Source organism: Micromonospora sp. CNZ285 (genome assembly GCF_004637285.1).
Window position 1 is genome coordinate 3,759,957 of sequence record NZ_SPQD01000001.1, and the last position, 18,080, is coordinate 3,778,036.

The 18,080-nt window shown below is 71.7% G+C and carries 17 protein-coding genes and 2 tRNA genes; 8 read left to right on the forward strand and 11 right to left on the reverse strand.

Going from position 1 to position 18,080, the window contains the following annotated elements; translation table 11 throughout:
* The first annotated feature begins 32 nt into the window (after window positions 1–32).
* On the forward strand, window positions 33–1,220 hold the full coding sequence (locus CLT75_RS16935) for an FUSC family protein (RefSeq protein ID WP_135241513.1): 1,188 nt from the start codon (window positions 33–35) through the stop codon (window positions 1,218–1,220).
* Window positions 1,221–1,224: 4 nt separating this feature from the next.
* Here the strand turns inward: CLT75_RS16935 and CLT75_RS16940 are convergent, their stop codons facing one another.
* The 3 genes from CLT75_RS16940 to CLT75_RS16950 form a co-directional block, all read right to left on the reverse strand.
* A complete protein-coding gene (locus CLT75_RS16940) occupies window positions 1,225–1,809 on the reverse strand; it encodes a GNAT family N-acetyltransferase (RefSeq protein WP_135241514.1) in 585 nt (194 codons plus the stop codon).
* Window positions 1,810–1,934: 125 nt separating this feature from the next.
* Window positions 1,935–2,432, reverse strand: coding sequence for a hypothetical protein (locus tag CLT75_RS16945; RefSeq protein ID WP_486485203.1), 498 nt, complete (start codon window positions 2,430–2,432; stop codon window positions 1,935–1,937).
* On the reverse strand, window positions 2,429–2,935 hold the full coding sequence (locus CLT75_RS16950; RefSeq protein ID WP_135241515.1) for a SigE family RNA polymerase sigma factor: 507 nt from the start codon (window positions 2,933–2,935) through the stop codon (window positions 2,429–2,431). Before CLT75_RS16950 ends, CLT75_RS16945 begins: the two co-directional genes overlap by 4 nt.
* A 136-nt stretch (window positions 2,936–3,071) precedes the next feature.
* On the opposite strand from CLT75_RS16950, the gene CLT75_RS16955 reads away from it, so the two are divergent.
* Entirely contained in the window at window positions 3,072–3,863 is a 792-nt protein-coding gene (locus CLT75_RS16955) for an AAC(3) family N-acetyltransferase (protein ID WP_135241516.1), read from the forward strand.
* A gap of 131 nt (window positions 3,864–3,994) precedes the next feature.
* Here the strand turns inward: CLT75_RS16955 and CLT75_RS16960 are convergent, their stop codons facing one another.
* Both CLT75_RS16960 and CLT75_RS16965 read right to left on the reverse strand, forming a co-directional pair.
* Window positions 3,995–4,432, reverse strand: a complete 438-nt coding sequence (locus tag CLT75_RS16960) for a hypothetical protein (protein ID WP_486485204.1) — start codon at window positions 4,430–4,432, stop codon at window positions 3,995–3,997.
* A gap of 153 nt (window positions 4,433–4,585) precedes the next feature.
* A complete protein-coding gene (locus tag CLT75_RS16965; protein WP_135241518.1) occupies window positions 4,586–4,900 on the reverse strand; it encodes a hypothetical protein in 315 nt (104 codons plus the stop codon).
* A gap of 77 nt (window positions 4,901–4,977) precedes the next feature.
* Between CLT75_RS16965 and CLT75_RS16970 the strand changes: the two genes are divergently transcribed.
* From CLT75_RS16970 to CLT75_RS16985, 4 genes are all read left to right on the forward strand, one after another.
* The gene (locus CLT75_RS16970) at window positions 4,978–5,409 is read left to right on the forward strand and encodes a hypothetical protein (RefSeq protein WP_135241519.1); all 432 of its coding nucleotides are present in this window, start codon (window positions 4,978–4,980) and stop codon (window positions 5,407–5,409) included.
* A 411-nt stretch (window positions 5,410–5,820) separates the two neighbouring features.
* Window positions 5,821–6,201 (forward strand): hypothetical protein, encoded by a 381-nt coding sequence (locus CLT75_RS33325; protein WP_486485205.1) that lies wholly within the window; start codon window positions 5,821–5,823, stop codon window positions 6,199–6,201.
* A 99-nt stretch (window positions 6,202–6,300) separates the two neighbouring features.
* Entirely contained in the window at window positions 6,301–6,975 is a 675-nt protein-coding gene (locus CLT75_RS16980) for an HAD family hydrolase (RefSeq protein WP_135241521.1), read from the forward strand.
* Between the two features lie 760 nt (window positions 6,976–7,735).
* Entirely contained in the window at window positions 7,736–8,638 is a 903-nt protein-coding gene (locus CLT75_RS16985; RefSeq protein WP_135240737.1) for an IS5 family transposase, read from the forward strand.
* 258 nt (window positions 8,639–8,896) lie between these two features.
* Here CLT75_RS16985 and CLT75_RS16990 read toward each other — a convergent pair.
* The 4 genes from CLT75_RS16990 to CLT75_RS17005 all read right to left on the reverse strand — a co-directional run bounded on the left by CLT75_RS16990 (window position 8,897) and on the right by CLT75_RS17005 (window position 12,708).
* Window positions 8,897–8,973: transfer RNA gene (locus CLT75_RS16990), tRNA-Ile, on the reverse strand.
* A gap of 120 nt (window positions 8,974–9,093) precedes the next feature.
* Entirely contained in the window at window positions 9,094–10,329 is a 1,236-nt protein-coding gene (locus CLT75_RS16995; protein ID WP_135241522.1) for an NAD(P)/FAD-dependent oxidoreductase, read from the reverse strand.
* Window positions 10,322–12,457, reverse strand: coding sequence for an MMPL family transporter (locus CLT75_RS17000; RefSeq protein ID WP_135241523.1), 2,136 nt, complete (start codon window positions 12,455–12,457; stop codon window positions 10,322–10,324). Before CLT75_RS17000 ends, CLT75_RS16995 begins: the two co-directional genes overlap by 8 nt.
* A gap of 178 nt (window positions 12,458–12,635) precedes the next feature.
* Window positions 12,636–12,708 (reverse strand) — tRNA-Asn (locus CLT75_RS17005).
* 268 nt (window positions 12,709–12,976) lie between these two features.
* On the opposite strand from CLT75_RS17005, the gene CLT75_RS17010 reads away from it, so the two are divergent.
* Together CLT75_RS17010 and CLT75_RS17015 are read left to right on the forward strand one after the other, a co-directional pair.
* The gene (locus CLT75_RS17010; RefSeq protein ID WP_135241524.1) at window positions 12,977–13,363 is read left to right on the forward strand and encodes a hypothetical protein; all 387 of its coding nucleotides are present in this window, start codon (window positions 12,977–12,979) and stop codon (window positions 13,361–13,363) included.
* A 96-nt stretch (window positions 13,364–13,459) separates the two neighbouring features.
* On the forward strand, window positions 13,460–14,644 hold the full coding sequence (locus tag CLT75_RS17015) for an ROK family transcriptional regulator (protein ID WP_135241525.1): 1,185 nt from the start codon (window positions 13,460–13,462) through the stop codon (window positions 14,642–14,644).
* Window positions 14,645–14,783: 139 nt separating this feature from the next.
* On the opposite strand, the gene CLT75_RS17020 is transcribed toward CLT75_RS17015, so the two are convergent.
* Together CLT75_RS17020 and CLT75_RS17025 are read right to left on the reverse strand one after the other, a co-directional pair.
* Complete coding sequence (locus CLT75_RS17020; protein WP_135241526.1) at window positions 14,784–15,791, reverse strand: sugar phosphate isomerase/epimerase family protein; 1,008 nt, start codon at window positions 15,789–15,791, stop codon at window positions 14,784–14,786.
* A gap of 173 nt (window positions 15,792–15,964) precedes the next feature.
* Window positions 15,965–18,073, reverse strand: coding sequence for a ThuA domain-containing protein (locus CLT75_RS17025; RefSeq protein WP_135241527.1), 2,109 nt, complete (start codon window positions 18,071–18,073; stop codon window positions 15,965–15,967).
* Between the last annotated feature and the right edge of the window lie 7 nt (window positions 18,074–18,080).

An 18,080-nucleotide genomic window follows, 5' to 3' on the forward strand; every position in this document is an offset into this window, starting at 1 on the left:
ATGGCGGCGGCTTTTGCGGGTAGCCGCCGGCGGTGACCGGGCAGCGTGAGGGGCGCGGCGGCCGGCGGGGGTCGTCGCGGCGCGCCGGCCTGGACGCGGAACGGTTCGACGAGGCGTGGGAGCGCGTGAACGAGCGCGGCCGGGCCGCCGGGCGGGACCGGATGCAACAGTTGCGGATCAAGTCCGTACTCGCCGTGCAGGCCGGACTGGCGGCGGCGCTGGCCTGGGCCGTCGCGCGCTGGCTCACCGGCATGCCGAGCCCGATCTTCGCCCCGGCCGCCGCGGTCGCGGTGATCACCTCGTCGTTCGGACGACGCCTCTCCAACACCGTCGAACTGCTCACCGGGGTGACGCTCGGCATCATCGTGTCGGACCTGCTGATCGGCGCCGTCGGCGCCGGCGTGTGGCAGACCGGCGTGATCGTCGCGGCGTCCGTCCTGGTCGCGCTGGCATTGAGTACGCGGGGCGGGATCGTGGGCAACGCCAGCGGTACGGCGGTGCTGCTCGGCGCGCTCTCCTCCTCCCGGCACACGCTGGAGTTCCCCCGCTTCGTCGACGCGCTGATCGGCGGCGGCGTGGGACTGGTGGTGACGCTGCTTCTGGTGCCGATCAACCCGCTGCGGGTCATGCGGCGGGTGGCCGCGCCGACGCTGCGCCAGCTCGCCGACCAGCTCGCCGCGACCGCCGCCGCGCTACGGCGACGCGACCACGACCTGGCCGACCGGTCGCTGAGCCGGTCGCAGGCGATCGGCGCGGACCTGGGCCGGTTCTGGGACGTGTTCGGCGGCGCGAAGGAGACCGTCGACCTCGCCCCGGCGCGGTGGCCGAGGCGGCGTTCCGTCCGGCACTACCAGCTCAGCGCGCCGGACGTGGACCAGGCGGTCTGGAACACCCGCGTACTGGCCCGGCGGGCCGTCGTGCTGATCGAGGACGGGGAGCCGATACCGGAGAGCCTGCCGGACGCCGTGGAGGCGCTCGGCGCCGCGGTGCACGCCGTACAGGAGGAGGTTCTCGCGGACCGGGGCCCGGAGGACGCCCGCCGTCACGCGCTGAACGCGGTGGCGGCGGCGACGCGCGCGGAGCTCGCCGGGACCGGACTGTCCGGCACGGTGATCGTGGGACAGGTCCGGACCGCGGCGAGCGACATCCTGCAGGCGACCGGGATGGACCGCGCGGAGGCGCTGCGGCGCATCCGGGAGGTGGCCGCCGCGCAGTCGTGAGCCGTCAGTCGTCCCCGCGGACGCGGGCGTGCAGGTGCATGTCGTGCCGTCCGTCGTCGTGCACGGCAGCGCTGCGCTTGGTGCCCTCCAGCCGGAACCCGGCCTTGACCGCGACCCGGCACGACGCGACGTTGCCGGTCGAGTGGTCCAGCCAGAGCCGGTGCAGCCGGCCGTCGCCGAGCGCCCACGCGCTCAGCGCCCGCAACGCGCCGGAGGCCACACCCGCGCCGCGGGCGGCCGGAACCACCCAGTACGCGCACCCGGCCACGCCGTCGTCGAGGTCCACCCCGCCCAGCACCATGCGACCCACCACTGCGCCGTCGCGCGTCACCGCCCAGCTCGCGCCCGTCGCCTGCCGCCAGGCACGGCGGAAGTGTGCGAACCACTCCAGGACCTGCTCCTGCGACGCGGGCCGCCGGGTGTGCCAGCGGCGGATCTCCGGATCCCGGTACGCGGACAGCACGGCCGGTGCGTCCTCGTCCTCCCAGGGGCGCAGGACCAGGCCGTCGGCCGCGAACAGCGTGGGCTGCGGGCCGGTGGTGAGCGTGCCGGCGGGAACGGCGGGTGGCGTCGACAGCGGAAAGCTCATGCCCGACTCTCCCCCGCCGACCGCCCCGCGTGTCAATCCGGTCCGGATCGGCAGCAGTGCTGGGCCCGCCACCATCGGCGCGGACCCAGCTCTCGGCACCGATCCGATCGGATAGTGCGCGTCGATCAGCGCCTGACGGGGCTCGGCGACGGGCCGAGGGGGTTGTCCGACCGCACGCCCGGCGGAGCCGGGACCGGACTGGCCGGCATGCTCGGGTCCGGGTCGACCGGGACGGGCGACGGCGCGCCCGGCGAATCCGGGACGGGCGACGGCGCGCCCGGGCGAGTCGGGTCGGCGCCGTCCGGCACTCGTCGGCCGTCCGGGCCGACCGGGACGGGCGACGCCAGGCCCGGCGGGGGCGGAACGGGCTCGGTCCGGTCCGGCTGCGGGGCGCTCGTGCCCGGCTGCGGCGAGATCACCGGATCGTCGCCGCGGCTGGCGTAGGCGAACGGCGCGCCGATCACCAGCACCGCCAGGATGCCCGCCGCACCTGCCGCCACCGTATTGCGTCGGCGGTTACGCACGCGCCGTTCCGCCCTGGTCAATGAGTCCTGCACAGTCGGTGCCTCCTCGGCGATGTCGGTGAGGGTGGAGCGGAGCAGACCTTCGAACGGATCACTCATCGCCGCATCTCCAGAAGCTCGCTGTCCGGCAGGATCTGACGCAGTCGGGTGACCGCCCGGTGGGTCCGGCTGCGTACCGTCCCGACCGAGCAGCCCAGCAGTTCGGCGACCTGGGCCTCCGGCAGGTCCTCGTAGTAGCGCAGGACCACGACGGTGCGCTGCGCCGGCGGCAACTCCCACAGCGCCGCCCGCAACGCCAGCCGGAGATCCGTACCGCCGGCCGGGTCGGCCACCACCGGCTCCCGCACGCCGGCCGGGGACTCCCGACGACGGCGCAACCGCCGCCACCAGCTCACCTGCTCCCGGTACATGACGGCACGGAGGTAGCCCTCCGGGTCGGCGTGCCGGATGCTCCGCCACTTCGGGATGACCTTCGACAGCGCCGACTGGAGCAGATCCTCGGCGCTGCTGCGGTCACCGGTGAGCAGGTAGGCGACCCGTATCAGCGCCGGGGCACGGCTCGCCACGAACTCGGCCAGCACCGCCCGCTCGTCCTCGTCCACCGCACCACCCTCGTCTTCTCGTTCACCAGTGACAGACGCGTGGGGGTGTCGCCGCTATCCCGGGATCGGCGAAACAGTTTCCGCGGGCGCCGGCACCGTCCCCGGTCCAGGCTCGGCCCCGCCTACACTGCGCCGCGTGGACCAGGCCGCACCGCACACCGTCAGCTCGCTCGCGTACGACCTGCGCGCCCTCGGCGTTGCTTCGGGTGACGTCCTGCTGCTGCACTCGTCGTACCGGAGTCTCGGGTTCGTCGCCGGTGGCACCGAGGCGGTGATCTGGGCGCTACTCGACGCGCTCGGACCGGAGGGCACCCTCGTCGTGCCGACGCACACGCCAGACAACACGGACCCGGCCGGGTGGCGGCATCCGCCCGTACCCGAGGCGTGGTGGCCAGTCATCCGCGAACAGACGCCCGGCTTCGACCCGGCCCGCACGCCGAGCCGGTGGATGGGCGCGGTCGCCGAGACGGTACGCACCTGGCCGGGCGCCCGCCGCAGCGACCACCCGCAGGTGTCCTTCGCCGCGCTCGGCGCGCACGCCGCCGACATCGTGGAGGGGCACCGCCTCGACGACGCGCTGGGCGAGCACTCCCCGCTCGGTGCGGTGTACCGGCTCGACGGCAAGGTGCTGCTGCTCGGCTGCGACCACAGCTCCAACACCTCGCTGCACCTGGCGGAATGGCGGCAGGCTTCGCCGCCGCGGGCGGTGACAGGCTCGGCGGTACGGCTGCCGGACGGCACGAGCCGGTGGACCACGTGGACAGACGTCGTCACCGACGAGGACGACTTCGACCGGCTGGGCACCGACTTCGAGGCGACAGGCGGCGCAACGACCGGCCGGGTCGGCAGCGCGACGGCCCGGCTGATGCGTCAGCGCACCCTGGTCGACTTCGCCACCGCCTGGATGGCCACGAGCCGCGGGCTCTGACCGCCCGCCTCACGCGGCCTTCTCGTCGATCTTGGAGTTGTGGCGCCTCGGATGTCCCGCACGCGGCTATTGCGAGGTGCCGCAACTCCAAGATCAGTGCAGCGCGGCACGCGGGAGGACGGGACGCTCGTTCAGTCCGGCTTGGGGGCGAAGGGGTTGCGGCGGGGCTGGCGTAGTTCCCACTCGGCCGGACACAGGTGGGTCCACGCGGCTCCCGTCACCGATCGCCGGTCGGGCAGCTCGTCGCCCCAGGTCGGCAGGCGGTTCTCGACCTGCCGGACGTAGCGCTCGTAGACGACAAGCTCGCGGTACTCCGGATCGTGCCGCCACAGCGCGTACGGCTGCTCGCGCAACCAGTCGCACGCCGCGTCGCCCTCGGCGACCAGGTCCGCGGTCGGCGGCAACACCGCCAGCGGCCTGTCGTTCTGCCGGTCGCCGTACTGCTTGAGGTGCGCCAGGTATCCGTCCTCGTTCCGAGGGTGGGTCACGTGGACGCCGACAACGGTCACCGGTACGGCGAGCAGCGCGGTCACGGCCAGCGCCGACACCACCCACAGGCGTCTGTTCACGCGGCAACCATAGGCCGCGGCACATCTGTCCGCCGCCCCCTGGCAGCAGCGAACCCCGCCTACGATCCTGCGGAGGAACCCGCCGCACCACCGCTCGTCCGCCAGGTTCTTGCCGGACCGGCTGGCGGATCGCCCGCCGGCAGACTCAGGCGCTTACCGGCTTCCGGGTACGGGGATCTCCCGCGGCGGCCCCGGCTCGGCCCGGCACCAACCGCCTCGGAACTCGACTCCCGGGATGCCCTCGATCAGGCGGCTGATGTCCGCTACCGCCCCGAGCGAGTCGGCGATGCTGCCGCGCAGCTCTCCCACCGCCGATTCGAGGTCGTCGTCTTCCGCAGACCAGTCGATCTCCGCCTCTCGCAGCTCGGCGACTGCGTGATCGGCAAGAGCCTCAGCATCGGTCACCAGCACGTCGACCCTGCAATACAGGTGCAGGGCAAGCGGCACCGACGCGTGCAGGTTCTTCATCGGGCCAGCATGCCGACGCGAGTTGCGATTGGGAAGACAGGCGGCGACCGTCAGCGAAGTCGATCTATCATCTGCCGGTGCTGCGCATACACCCCGCGTTTCTCGCCGTCGCCGTGGTCCTCGCCGTGTCAGGCTGCCAGGGCGACAGCCCTTCGCCAGAGCCCTCGTCGGGTGGCACCACGGCTCCCGCCTCGCATCCCGCCCTGGAGGGCGTCGCCTTGGCCGCCTGGGTGTGCGAGCAGATCAACGAGGTGGTGAAGAACGGCACCCACGGCGAACCGGCGACGATGCGCCCGATCGCCGAAGCGGCAAAGCGGTCCGGCGTCGATGGTTTTGACTTCAAAGGTTCGGTGCTCCTGAAGAAGGCCGACAAGGTCGAAGCGACGAGGGCGCACGATCCCTCAGTGGTCCTGGAACTTCAGAGCAACGCTCTCGACCTCAAATGGACATGCAGAGGGGCGGTTCAACGGCCCGGCTGGCCGAGTTCCACTCGCACCGCAGCGGAATGACCGGGGCGGACGGCCTACTGCTACAGCGAAAAGTGATTGCCCCGGGCGGCCGGTCCAGCCGGTTGATGGTCGCCACTGCGTCCGCCATGTATCGTCACGCTCCCGCAAGATCGCGAGATGGGATACGACGTGAGGGTACGACGGCTCGGGCTCTGCGTGACGGTCGCTGCGATGCTGCTCACGGCCTCGGCGTGTGGCCACGCCGACGAGATGCCGAGCACGCCCACGGCCGTGGCGGCGAGCACCTCCACGGAGTCACCCATCGCTGCGGAGTCGCCCATCCCCACGCCCACGGTGCCGACGGCCACACCGACCCGTGCACCCGAAACCTCGCCGACCCCTCGGTCCTCGGGCATCTCACGGTCCTCGACGGCCCCCGCGGCTACGACCACGACCAAGAAGGCCACGCAAGTGGCTACCACCAGCAACAAGGCGGCCTGCACCGCCGTCAAGGGTCCGTTGGAGAAGGCCATCGCCGGCCTGATCATCCTGGTCGGGGTCGCCGCCAGTTCGACAGTGGAGGCCGAACTCGTCAACGCCCGGGCGGAGGCGTCCACCCGATTGGTCAACCTCGAGGCGGTGGCGAACCGGGTGGCCGGCGAGCAGACCGACCGCACGCTGCGGAAGAAGTTCCAGGTGCTCACCATGGCCGCAGGCCGGAAGGACGTCGAGGTCCGCTCGATCAAGCCCAAGCTCGAATATGCGGAAGCGATCGTGAAGATGGCGAGCGACACAGGCGACCTGGAGAACGCCGTCGACAAGCTCGAGCCGGACTGCGGCAGGTACTGGTAGTGCGGCTGAGTAGGGCGTTTCGCGTGGCGGGGCAGAAGGGCTGGCGGACTCACTGCGTCGCGGCCCACAGAACTCATCGTATTTATCTAGGGTGATGCGATGACCGCCACGCCGGTGACGACTGTACTGTTCGACTTCGCCTGGACTCTGTTCGCCAGGGACTCGGAGCGCTGGGTGGGCAACGCGGCGGCATCGATCGACCGGACATTGGCTGCCGGCGAGGCGCACCGCATTGCCGGCGACTTCGCGGGACTGTTGCGGGAGACGGCCACGGATCCGGCCCACATCGCCCGAGATCTGGATCCGCGAGTCTGGGATCGGGCGATCCTCGCCGTGCTGGGACAGATCCCTGGGGTGGACCGGGCGCTGGCATCGGCCTTGCACGAAACACACGCCGAAGCGATCGAGCCGTACGCCGACACCGTCGCCACCCTGTCCGCATTGCGTGACAGCGGTGTTCGCATCGGCGTCGTCAGCAACGTCGGCTGGGACATCCGCAAATGCTTTGCGCGGCACGGACTCGACGGCCATGTCGATGCGTTCGTACTGTCCTACGAGGTCGGCTTCGTCAAACCGGACCCTCGGATCTGGGGCGCCGCCCTCGAAGCCCTCCATGCCGCACCGGGCCAGACCCTGATGGTCGGTGATCATCCCGCCGGCGACGGCGGATCGGTTTCCGCCGGCATACCAGCACTGATCCTGCCAATGGTGGATTCGCCCGCGCAGAAACGCGGCTTCGAATACGTGCTCAGGCTTGCCCAGGTTCCGTCCTGAGAGGTCTGCCGCTGGCGCTCACGTGAAGCTCCCTGTACCGGCGACGGCGTACCGTTGATGCAGCTCCCCATGAACAAACGCCGGCCTTCCTTCACCAAGGCTACTTTTTCGTCGTAGCTCCCGACGTGGGGCGCGTCGTGGCCGTCGAGTCCACCGTAGACATTGTCATAGGCGTCGGAGCACTCTTCCGCGTCGCCGGGGGATCCCGATGGCCGGCTCTTCTCCACGGCATGCAGTTCGGCCCCACGCTGAGCCATCGTGCGTAGGTATTCCATCTGCTCGTCATGTGACGCATCGCTGGTGCAGCCGGTGAGAAGCGTGGCGAGAGACAGGGCGGCTACGGCGTAGCGCTTCTCCATGGGCGCGGAGTGTATCAACCGCCCTTGATGTCCGAAGGGAAGTACCTATGTGCCTGGCCAGGAGTCGAACCTGCGGCCTTGGGATTAGAGGAAGAGGTCATGGGGCTGATCCTCTGGGCACTCGGGGTAGCGATCGCAATCGGCAGCGGCTTCCCTCCACTGCCCGTGCCGGCGCTCATGGGAGTGAGCTCGGCGCTGATGTTCTCCGCCGGCTTTTTGGGACGTGCAGCGTCAGTTTGAGGTGACCGAGGTCAACGGTCGGGCGGTGTTCGGCACGCCGTAGCCCGTGTTTCGTAAGTGGGCGTGGGCCGGGTGAGGTCACGGCGTGGCGGTGATCGATTGCTGAAGAGGTCTCCGGTAAGTGGGTAAGCGACCAAGCAAACCTGAATACCGGAGACCTCGTGGCCAGCCTAGCGGCGGCGGCGCGGCATGACCTCAGCGACATCCAGTGGCAGCACCTGCACCCTTTGCTGCCTGCGGAATCGTCGCGGGGAAGACCGTGCAAGTGGACCAGACGACAGATCATCGACGGCATACGGTGGCGGGTACGCACCGGTGCGCCCTGGCGTGACGTACCCGCGAACTACGCCCCATGGCAGACGCTGTATCGATGGTTCCGCCGCTGGCAACGTGATGGCACCTGGGCCCGCATCCTCGCAGGGCTGCAAGCCGCAGCCGACGCGGCCGGGCGCATCGACTGGACCGTCAGCGTCGACTCCACGATCAGCCGCGCCCATCAACACGCCGCCGGCGCCCGCCGTAACGGCGACCAGCAGAAAGAACCACCCGGCGGGATCTACGCCGAGCCTGCCGATCATGCGCTGGGCCGTTCGCGAGGCGGATGGACCACCAAGACCCATCTCGCCTGCGAACAGGGCCGTAAGGTCCTGGCCACCGTCGTCACGGCCGGACATCGCGGTGACAGCCCGCAATTCACCACGGTCCTCGACCGCATCCGCGTCACCCGCTGCGGTCCCGGCCGGCCCCGGACCCGCCCGCAGCAGGTCCTCGCGGACCGGGCCTACACGTCCAGGGCCAACCGCGCCTACCTGCGCCGACGCGGAATCAAGGCCTGCATCCCGAGCAAGACCGACCAAGACGCCCACCGCCGCGCCAAAGGCTCCCGCGGCGGCCGGCCACCCGCCTTCAACCCTGAGACCTACCGCCGACGCCACGCCGTGGAGTGCGGCATCAACCAGCTCAAACAACACCGCGCCATGGCCACCCGCTACGACAAACTCGCCGTCCGCTACGAAGCCACCCTGACCATCGCCGCCATCAACCAGTACCTCCGGGCCTTATGAAACACGGGCTAGACGCACCAACGCCGGTCGGTGCCGCTCCCCGCTTCCTGGTCGAGCCGATCGCCGCGCAGATCGCCGGCCGAGTTCCGGTGGCGAGATGGTGTTCATGTCCCCGGCCGGGGAGGTGTTGCGTAACGACAACTTCCGTCGTCCGGCGGGTCGCGCTGCTCCGGACTCAGTGCGGACTGAGAGCGTCGGACCGGACCTCGACGCGATCGGCCCCGACCGCCGGCAGCAGGGCTGACCAGGGAAAACAACTGGTGGGGCGGGCGGGGTTCGAACCCGCGACCGAGGGATTATGAGTCCCCTGCTCTAACCGGCTGAGCTACCGCCCCGTGACCGCGCCGGATCGTAACCCGCCGATCGCTGCGCGGACCACCACCTACCGGGCGGAAACACGGCCGCGACAGCACGATGGGCAACGCGAGGATAACAACGCGCTACCCGCCGATGGCTCACCCGCGCCGCAACTGCGCGAAGACCGCGCCGACCGTACGCCATCCGCTGGCGAGCGCGCCCTGGATGGACGGGCTGTCGCGGTGGTCGCCGGCCACGTACAGGCCGTCGCCGAGCGCCACCGGCTTGCGCAGCCGGCCCTGTGGCGGCGGTGCGGCCGGGAGCGCGTCGGGCACGGCGACTGTGGTGAGGTGGGTCCAGTCGGCGGTGGGGCGGCCGTAGAGGCGGTCCAGTTCGCGCCGGATCACCGGTTCGGGAGGGGCCTGCGGGCCGACCACCGAGGTGGCGACCAGGTGCTGGCCGTCCGGCGCGTACGTGGGCGCGGCCCGGCTCACCACCACCGTGTTGGCGATCAGTTCGCGCCGGTCACCCTCGAGCAGCAGGATCGGCTCGTCCAGCGGCGCCGTGTCGGTGCGGTGGTAGTAGGTGGTGTAGGCGTGCATGCGTACCCTCGGCAGCCCTGGCAGCAGCGTGGCCGCCGCGGGCGGGTCCACCGCGACCACGACGGCGCGGCAGGTGATCTCGCCGGACGGGGTGCGGACCCGGCCGAGCGCGACCTCGGTGACCGGGGTGTTCAGCTCGATCAGCTCGGCGGGCAGGGGCGCGGCGAGCGCCCTCGGCAGCGCCTGCATCCCGTCGGCCGGCAGGCCGATCCGGCCGCGGGCGAAGGAGCGCATGACGACCGCGAGGACGTGGCTGGAGGTGGCCAGCTCGCGGTCGAGCAGCACGCCGGACAGGAACGGCCGGAGCAGTTCCTCGATGATCGCGTCGGAGAGGCCGGCCCGGCGCAGCGCCTTCTCGGCGCTGGTCTCGGGCGTGTCGAGCAGCCGCCCGACCGGCACCGTGGCGTAGCCGGCGGCGAGCGTGGCGAACCGCAACCGGTCGGTCAGCGATCCGATGCCGGCGGTGAGCGTGCCGGGTGCGCCGGTGGGTTCGCGCAGCGGGTTGACCAGGCGTTCCAGCCGGTCGCCGCGGCGCACCAGCACGCCGGAGGTGAACCAGCCCATCGTGAGAGCGCCGACGTCGACCAGGCCGGTGAGCCGCGGGTACGCGGTGTTGAGCACCTGGAACCCCCGGTCGAGCAGGAACCCGTCGACGCGGTCGGTGGCGACCCGCCCGCCGAGCCGGTCGCCCGCCTCCAGCAGCCGCCACGGCACGCCGGCGCGGTGCAGCCGCCGGGCGGCGGCGAGGCCGGCCAGGCCGCCGCCGACGATCACCACGTCCGTGTCAGGCACGGTCCACCCCCGCCCCGGCCCGGTCGCCCTCGCGGTGCGACCGCGACAAACGGCCCGGCCACCAGATCTTCGGCCCGATGTCGTACGCGAGCGCGGGCACCAGCAGCGAGCGGACCACGATGGTGTCGAGCAGGACGCCGACGGCGACCGCCACGCCCAGCTCGACGAGCACCACGAGCGGCAGGACGGCGAGTGCGGAGAACGTGGCGGCGAGCACGATGCCGGCGGAGGTGATGACGCCGCCGGTGACGGCCAGTCCGGCGAGCACACCGGCGCGGGTGCCGCGGCGGACCGACTCCTCGCGGACCCGGCTCATCAGGAAGATGTTGTAGTCGATGCCGAGCGCGACCAGGAACACGAACGCGAACAGCGGGAACGACTGGTCGACGCCGGGGAAGTCGAAGACGTACCGGAACAGCAGCGCGCACAGGCCCAGCGTGGCCAGGAACGACAGCACCACTGTGGCGATCAGCAGCACCGGGGCGACCAGGGCGCGCAGCAGCAGGGCCAGGATGACCGCGATGACCAGCAGCACCACCGGGATGATCACGTCGCGGTCGCGTACCGAGGCGTCGGCGGTGTCCACGTTGATCGCGGTGAAGCCGCCGACCACGGCGTCGGCGCCGGGTACCCGGTGCACCGCCTCGCGCAGGTCGCGGATGGTGCGTTCGGCGCCGTTGCTGTCCGGCGGGTCGGCGAGCGTGACGTTGAGCTGCACCCGCCCGTCGACCACCTTGGGGGGCGCGTTCGGGTCGGGCGGCGCGTTCTCGCCCCGCTCGCCGAGCGGCAGCACCGAGGCGACTCCCGGTACGCCCTGCGCCACCTGGGCGACCTGCCGCGCGGTGGCCTGGTTGGTGAAGATGGTGGCGGGGCTGCCGGTGCCGGCCGGGAAGTGCCTGTCGATGACCTCCTGCCCGGCCACCGAGTCGGTGCGCTGGGTGAACAGCTGGGACTGGCCGAGCGTGGTGGCGCCGAGCTGGGTCACCCCGATCGCGAGGGCGGCGAGCACCACGGCGGTGACGACCCAGACGGTACGCGCGCGGCGCGCCACGAAGCCGGCGATCCGCCCCCAGATGCCGTGTTCGGTGCGCGGGTCGGCCTGGTCGTAGCGGGGTCGCCGGGGCCAGAACGCCCAGCGGCCGCCGAGGACCAGCAGCGCGGGCAGGAAGGTGAGCATCACCAGCAGCGTGGCGGCGATCCCGACGGCGCTGACCGGGCCGAGCGCGCGGTTGGAGTTGAGGCTGGACAGCAGCAGGCAGAGCAGGCTGACGATGACCGTGGCGCCGGAGGCGACGATGGCGGGGGCGGCGCCCTTCCAGGCGGTCCGCATCGCGTCCCAGGGGCGCTCGTGCCGGTGCAGTTCCTCCCGGTAGCGGGCGATGAGCAGCAGCGCGTAGTCGGTGCCGGCGCCGAAGACGAGCACGGTGAGGATGCCCTGTGCCTGCCCGTTGAGCTTGACGATGTCGTGGTCGGCGAGCAGGTAGACGAAGACGGCGGCGAGCGAGTACGACATCCCGGCGGCCAGCAGCGGGAAGATCCAGAGGACCGGGCTGCGGTAGACGACGAGCAGGATGACCAGCACCACTGTGAGCGTGACCAGCAGCAGCGGCCCGTCGATCGCGCCGAACACCTCGATCAGGTCGCCGAGCAGCCCTGCGGGTCCGGCCACGTCGACGGTGAGCCCGTCGCGGTCCGGGCCGGCGATGTCGCGCAGGCGTTCCACCACGGACCGGATCTGTTCGCCCTCGGCGCTGTCGATCGGCACGATCACCTGGGCGGCCTGCTCGTCCTGGCTGACGACCGGTGGCGGGAGCGGGCCGACCACGCCCGGCACCTCGGCGAAGCGGTCCGCGTCGGCCTGGATGCGCTGCTGGTCGGCCGGGGTGAGGCCGCCGGGTCGTTCGTAGACCACGAGTGCCGGGGTGGTCTCCCGGTCGACGAATCCGCCGGCCAGGTCCTGCGCCCGGGTGGCCTCGGCGTCGGCCGGCAGGAAGGAGGCGTTGTCGTTGGTGGAGACCTCGCCGAGCTTGCCGGAGTAGGGGCCGGCGATGCCGCCGACGATCAGCCAGCCGAGCACCACCGCCACCGCGATCAGCGTCGCGGTCCAGCGGCTGCGTCCTGCGGCCATCTCCACCGTCCTCGAATCGACGCATGAATCGACGCAGCGGGAGTCTAAGTCGACGCCGACCATCCTGCCGGGCGAACGAGGACTCGGGGGCGGAAACCCGGCAGCCCGGGCACCGCGAGGGGATGCAGCAACGACGAACGCCCGCCGGATCTACCGACGGGCGTGACGTGGAGCGAAGCTCCCCCGATTGGACTCGAACCAATAACCTGCCGGTTAACAGCCGGCTGCTCTGCCAATTGAGCTACAGGGGACCGTGCACCGCTCGGTTCGGATCTCTCCGCTCCGTGCGACGGGGACAAGAGTACAGGACATCGAGGGGTGGTGCGCCAGGGGGTTACCGGAGGAGGACCGGACCGGCTGACGCGCCAGGATTACGGACAAATCGTCATCTCGGCACAGGGAGGCATGAGCGGAGAGCAGGATGGGTAGTTAGCCGTCGACAGAGAACGCAGGCGCGAGACGGTCATTCCGCCGAGCTGGCGGAAACCGGCGAGAGCGTCAGGTACGGAAGGAGCCGCCATGCGCGGAAAGATCATGTTTCTTGGCGGGCTGGCTGCGGGATTCGTCCTGGGCGCCCGTGCCGGCCGGGAGAAGTACGAGGAGCTGGTGGTCCGCGGGCGCAAGGTGCTCGACCACCCGACCGTCCAGGAGGCGGCCGGGGTCGCGCAGGCCCAGGCGAACCGGCTCTACTCGGAGGGCAAGGACAAGCTGGGGCAGACCAAGCTCGGTGAGAAGCTCGCCACCAACGGTGGCAAGCCGGGCATGACCGACGCCGACAAGCCGTTCGCCGGCACGCCGGCCGCGGTCGGCAGCCGCAGCGCCAACGGGACGGGCTCGACCAGCGCGTCCGGCTCGACCACCACCGGCACGAGCACCAAGCCGTCCAGCACCGGCAACACGCTCTGACAGCAGCGGGCTGCGGGCCGGTCACCTCCGGGTGACCGGCCCGCTCCCGTGTGCGCGGGCGGCGATGTGGCACATTCTCCGTGGGGAGGTGACCACATGCCGATGGTCGGACCGGAGACGGCGGATCAGGCGCGACTGCTGCGCCTGCTGCGCGACGACGGCCCCCGCTCCCGGGTCGAACTGGCCGACCTCCTCGGCCTGCCCCGCGCCCGGTTCGCCGCCGAGGTCGACCGGCTGACCACGCTCGGCCTGGTGGAGAGCGCCGGCCCGGCCGCGTCCCGGGGAGGACGCCGCTCGTCGCTGCTGCGCGTCGGCGCGCAGGTCCGGTTCGGTGCGGTGCTCGTCGGCGACGGCGTCCTGCGGGTCGCGCTCACCGACGGCGAACTGAACCCGCTCGCCCGGCACGACGAGCCGGTGGACGTCCGGCTCGGCCCGGACGTGGTGGTCGGGCGTATCGTCGAACTGCTCGGCAAGCTGCGCGTCGAGGCGGGACTGTCCTCGCTCACCGGCGTCGGCGTCGCGCTGCCCGCGCCGGTCGAGGTCCGCGACGGCTCGCCGGTGTCCGCGCCGGCCCTGCCCGGCTGGCACCGCTTCCCGGTACGCGACACGCTCGCCGCCGAGCTGGGCTGCCCGGTGCAGGTGGACAACGACGCCAACGCGATGGCCCTCGGCGAGCGGCACGCCGGCACCGGCCGGCCGTTCGACGACTTCCTCTACGTCAAGCTGGGCGAGGCGATCGGCTGCGGGCTGGTGCTCGCCGGCGCGCTCTACCGGGGCGCGGCCAGCGGGGCCGGCGACATCGGCCATTTCCAGCTCACCGAGGACGGGCCGCTCTGCGGCTGCGGCAACAACGGGTGCGTCGAGGCGTACTGCGGGGATGTCGCACTGGTGCGCGAGGCGGTGAGCGCCGCGCGGGCCGGGCGCTCGACGGCGCTGGCGGACCGGCTGGCTGCGGCCGGGACGCTGTCGGTGGCCGACGTGGCGGCGACGGCCACCGAGGGCGACCCGGCGGCGCAGACGCTGGTGCGCGACGCCGCCCGCCGGCTCGGGCGGGTGCTGGTCGGGCTGGTCAGCTTCGTCAACCCGGCCATCGTCATCATCGGTGGCGCGCCGGCCGGGATCGGGCCGGTCCTGCTCGCGGAGATCCGGGGCGTCGTCTACCGGCGTTCCACGCCGCTGGCCACCGGCAGCATGCCGATCGTCCTGTCCGACCTAGGCGACACCGCCGGCCTGGTAGGCGCGGCCCACCTGGTCAGCGACCAGGTCTACGCCGCCCGCTGACCCCACCCCCACCCCTCCCACCCCGCCGATCTTGCACTTGCGGCCCGCGTGATGCCGCTTATTCCCGTTTCGGGAGGGCCGCAACTGCAAGATCGCGGGGGGGGGGGGGGGGGGGGGGGGGAGAGGGCGAGGGCGGGGGTCAGTCGCTGCTGCTGAAGGCGGCGTCGAAGGCGGCGCTCGGGGCGTCGAACGCCAGGCGGCGGACGAACTGGAGCGCCTCCGGCGCGCCGACCAGGCGGTCCATGCCGGCGTCCTCCCACTCGATCGAGATCGGGCCGTCGTAGCCGATCGCGTTGAGCGCCCGGAAGCAGTCCTCCCACGGCACGTCGCCGTGGCCGGTGGAGACGAAGTCCCAACCGCGCCGCAGGTCGGCCCAGGGCAGGTGGGAGGAGAGCCGGCCGCGCCGCCCGTCGCCGGTACGGACCTTCGCGTCCTTGCAGTCCACGTGGTAGATCCGGTCGGCGAAGTCGAAGATGAAGTTCACCGGGTCCAGTTCCTGCCAGACGAAGTGCGACGGATCCCAGTTGAGCCCGAACGCCTCCCGGTGCCCGATCGCCTCCAGCGTGCGCTTGGTGGTCCAGTAGTCGTAGGCGATCTCACTCGGGTGCACCTCGTGCGCGAACCGCACCCCCACCTCGTCGAACACGTCCAGGATCGGGTTCCACCTGTCGGCGAAGTCCTGGTAGCCGCGCTCGATCATGGCCGGCGGCACCGGCGGGAACATCGCCACCGTGTGCCAGATGGACGAGCCGGTGAAGCCGACGACGGTGTTCACGCCGAGCTTCGCCGCCGCCCGCGCGGTGTCCTTGATCTCCTCGGCGGCCCGCTGCCGCACCCCCTCCGGCTCGCCGTCGCCCCAGATCCGGGCCGGCAGGATGTCCTGGTGCCGCTCGTCGATCGGGTGGTCGCAGACGGCCTGCCCGACCAGGTGGTTGGAGACGGCGAACACCTGAAGGTTGTGCTTGGCGAGGGTGGCCCGCTTGCGCTCCACGTACGAGTCGTCGGCGAGCGCCTTGTCCACCTCGAAGTGGTCGCCCCAGCAGGCGATCTCCAGCCCGTCGTAGCCCCACTCGGCGGCGAGCCGGCAGACCTCGTCGAACGGCAGATCGGCCCACTGGCCGGTGAAGAGCGTGATGGGTCGCGCCATTGTCCTTCTCCCCTGTGGTGATGGGGGATTCCGTCGCGGACCGGGGCGAGGACGACCGGAGGCGGCGGCGCGTGGGAACCGGTGGACGCCGGAGCGTCTGCTCCCGGGCGGGTTGCGCCTCCCGCCGGGTCACCGGCCACCTCGCGGTCGCCGCCTCCACTCTATGGCCTCCGTCAGGGCAGGGTCCAGCGCTGGTTCGCCGCACCCGTGCAGGTCCACAGGTGCACCGCCGTGCCGTCGGCGGAGTTGTTGCCGGACACGTCCAGGCACTTGCCCGACTGCGGGTTACGCACCGTCCCGTCCGCCTGCGCGGACCAGTTCTGCGCGCCCGTGCCGTTGCACGTGTAGAGCTGGATCTTCGTGCCGTCCGCGCTGCCGCCACCCGACACGTCCAGGCACTTGCCGAGCGCCTTCACCGGCCCGTTCGGCGTGACCGTCCACGACTGCGCCGACGAGCCGTTGCAGGTGTAGAGCTGGATCTGGGTGCCGTCGGCCGACGATCCGCTGCGCACGTCCAGGCACTTGCCGGCCAGGCCCTTGACCGGGCCCGTACCGCCGGTGCCGGTCGAGCGGACCAGCGTGAAGTCGTCGACGTCGAACAGCCCGGAGCCGCTGCCGGTGAACGTCAGGTGGACCGTCTGCGTACCGGACGGCACGCCGGTGAGCGCGGTGCTCACGTCGGCGAACGTGGTCCAGCTGCCGGTGTTCGGCACCGCCACCTGGCCGAGCACCGGACCGGTCGGCGATCCGGTCCGCACCTGGAGCGTGCCGCCCGGCCCGCCGGACACCACCCGGGCGCGCAGCGACGTCACACCGGTGAGGTCCAGCCCCGGGTACGCGGCCCAGTCGCCCGGGTCCACGTACCCCAGGGTCTGGCCGCCGTTGGCGCCGGCCTTGGGGTACGCGCTGACGCCGCTCGCCGAACCGAACGCCTCGGCCTGGACGGTGGTGTTGCCGGTCGGCGGCGGCGTGCCGCCGAGTTCCTTGATCCGGATGTTGCGGAACGACACGTCGTCGCCGGTGCCGTGGTTCTGGATGCCGACGTGCCCGGCGAGCGACCGCACCGGGTCGGTGTTGGTGAAGTCGTTGATGCGCACGCCGTTGAGGAAGACCTGGAGCCGCTCGGACTCGACCAGGATCTCGTAGGTGTTCCACTCTCCCGCCGGGTTCAGGGCCGCGTCCCGGGCCGCCAGGTCGGCGGACTTGAAGCCGTAGATCGCGCCGGTGGTCCGGTCGGCCGCGTCGGTGGGGTCGATCTGGATCTCGTAGCCGTTGTTCACCGCCGAGTTCGGGTCGCTCGACGGCGGGAAGCCGACGAACACGCCCGAGTTGTCGTCGCCGGCCAGCCGCCAGTCCAGCTTCAGCGAGTAGTTGGTGAACTGCTTCGCGCTGTACCAGTAGAGACCCATGCCGCCGACCGAGGTGAGCGTGGCGTCGGCGTTGGTGAAGCTGCCCGGCCCGGCCTGCGACCAGCCGGTGGTGCCGCCGTTGTAGAGCGCGGTGTAGCCGGTCTCCGGCCGGCAGTCGGCCTTCGTGCGCCCGGCCGCGTAGCGGATGCCGCCGAGCAGGTGCGCCCGGAACGCCGCGTCGGCGTACGACGCCTGGGTGTGGCCGCCGCCGGTGTAGAAGGACCGGCCGCCGCTGTACGTCTTGCACCAGGCGTGCGGGTGGTCGCCGCCCATCGAGCCGCCGGAGTACGTGGACTCGTCCAGGCTGGCCAGCACGTGTGCGGTGGAGCGGGCGTTGGTGCGGTAGTCGTACCACTCGTCGGTGCGGTTCCACCGCTGCGGCAGGTGCGCGGTGGCGGCGTGCGCCCGGTCCTCCACCTTCACGGTGGCCGGCTGGATGGCCGGGTGGGAGGCGAACCAGGCGCCGACGAGGTTGCCGTAGAACGGCCAGTCGTACTCGGTGTCGGCGGCGGAGTGCACGCCGACGTACCCGCCGCCGGCGGCGATGTACGCCTCGAACGCCGACTGCTGGCTGGCGTTGAGGACGTCCCCCGTGGTGTTGAGGAAGATCACCGCCTCGAAGCGGGCCAGGTCGGTGGTGGTGAACTGGGCGGCGTCCTCGGTCGCGGTGACGGTGAAGTTGTTCGCCGCGCCCAGCTCGCGTACGGCCTGCGTGCCGACCGCGATGGAGTCGTGGCGGAAGCCGGCGGTCTTGGAGAAGACGAGCACGTCGTAGGGGGCGTCGGCGGCGGCCGCCGGGCTCGCGGGAACGGTGCAGGCGATGGTGGCGAGGACGGCGGTCACCGCCCCCAGTGCGGTACGCACGAGTTTCATCTGGTCC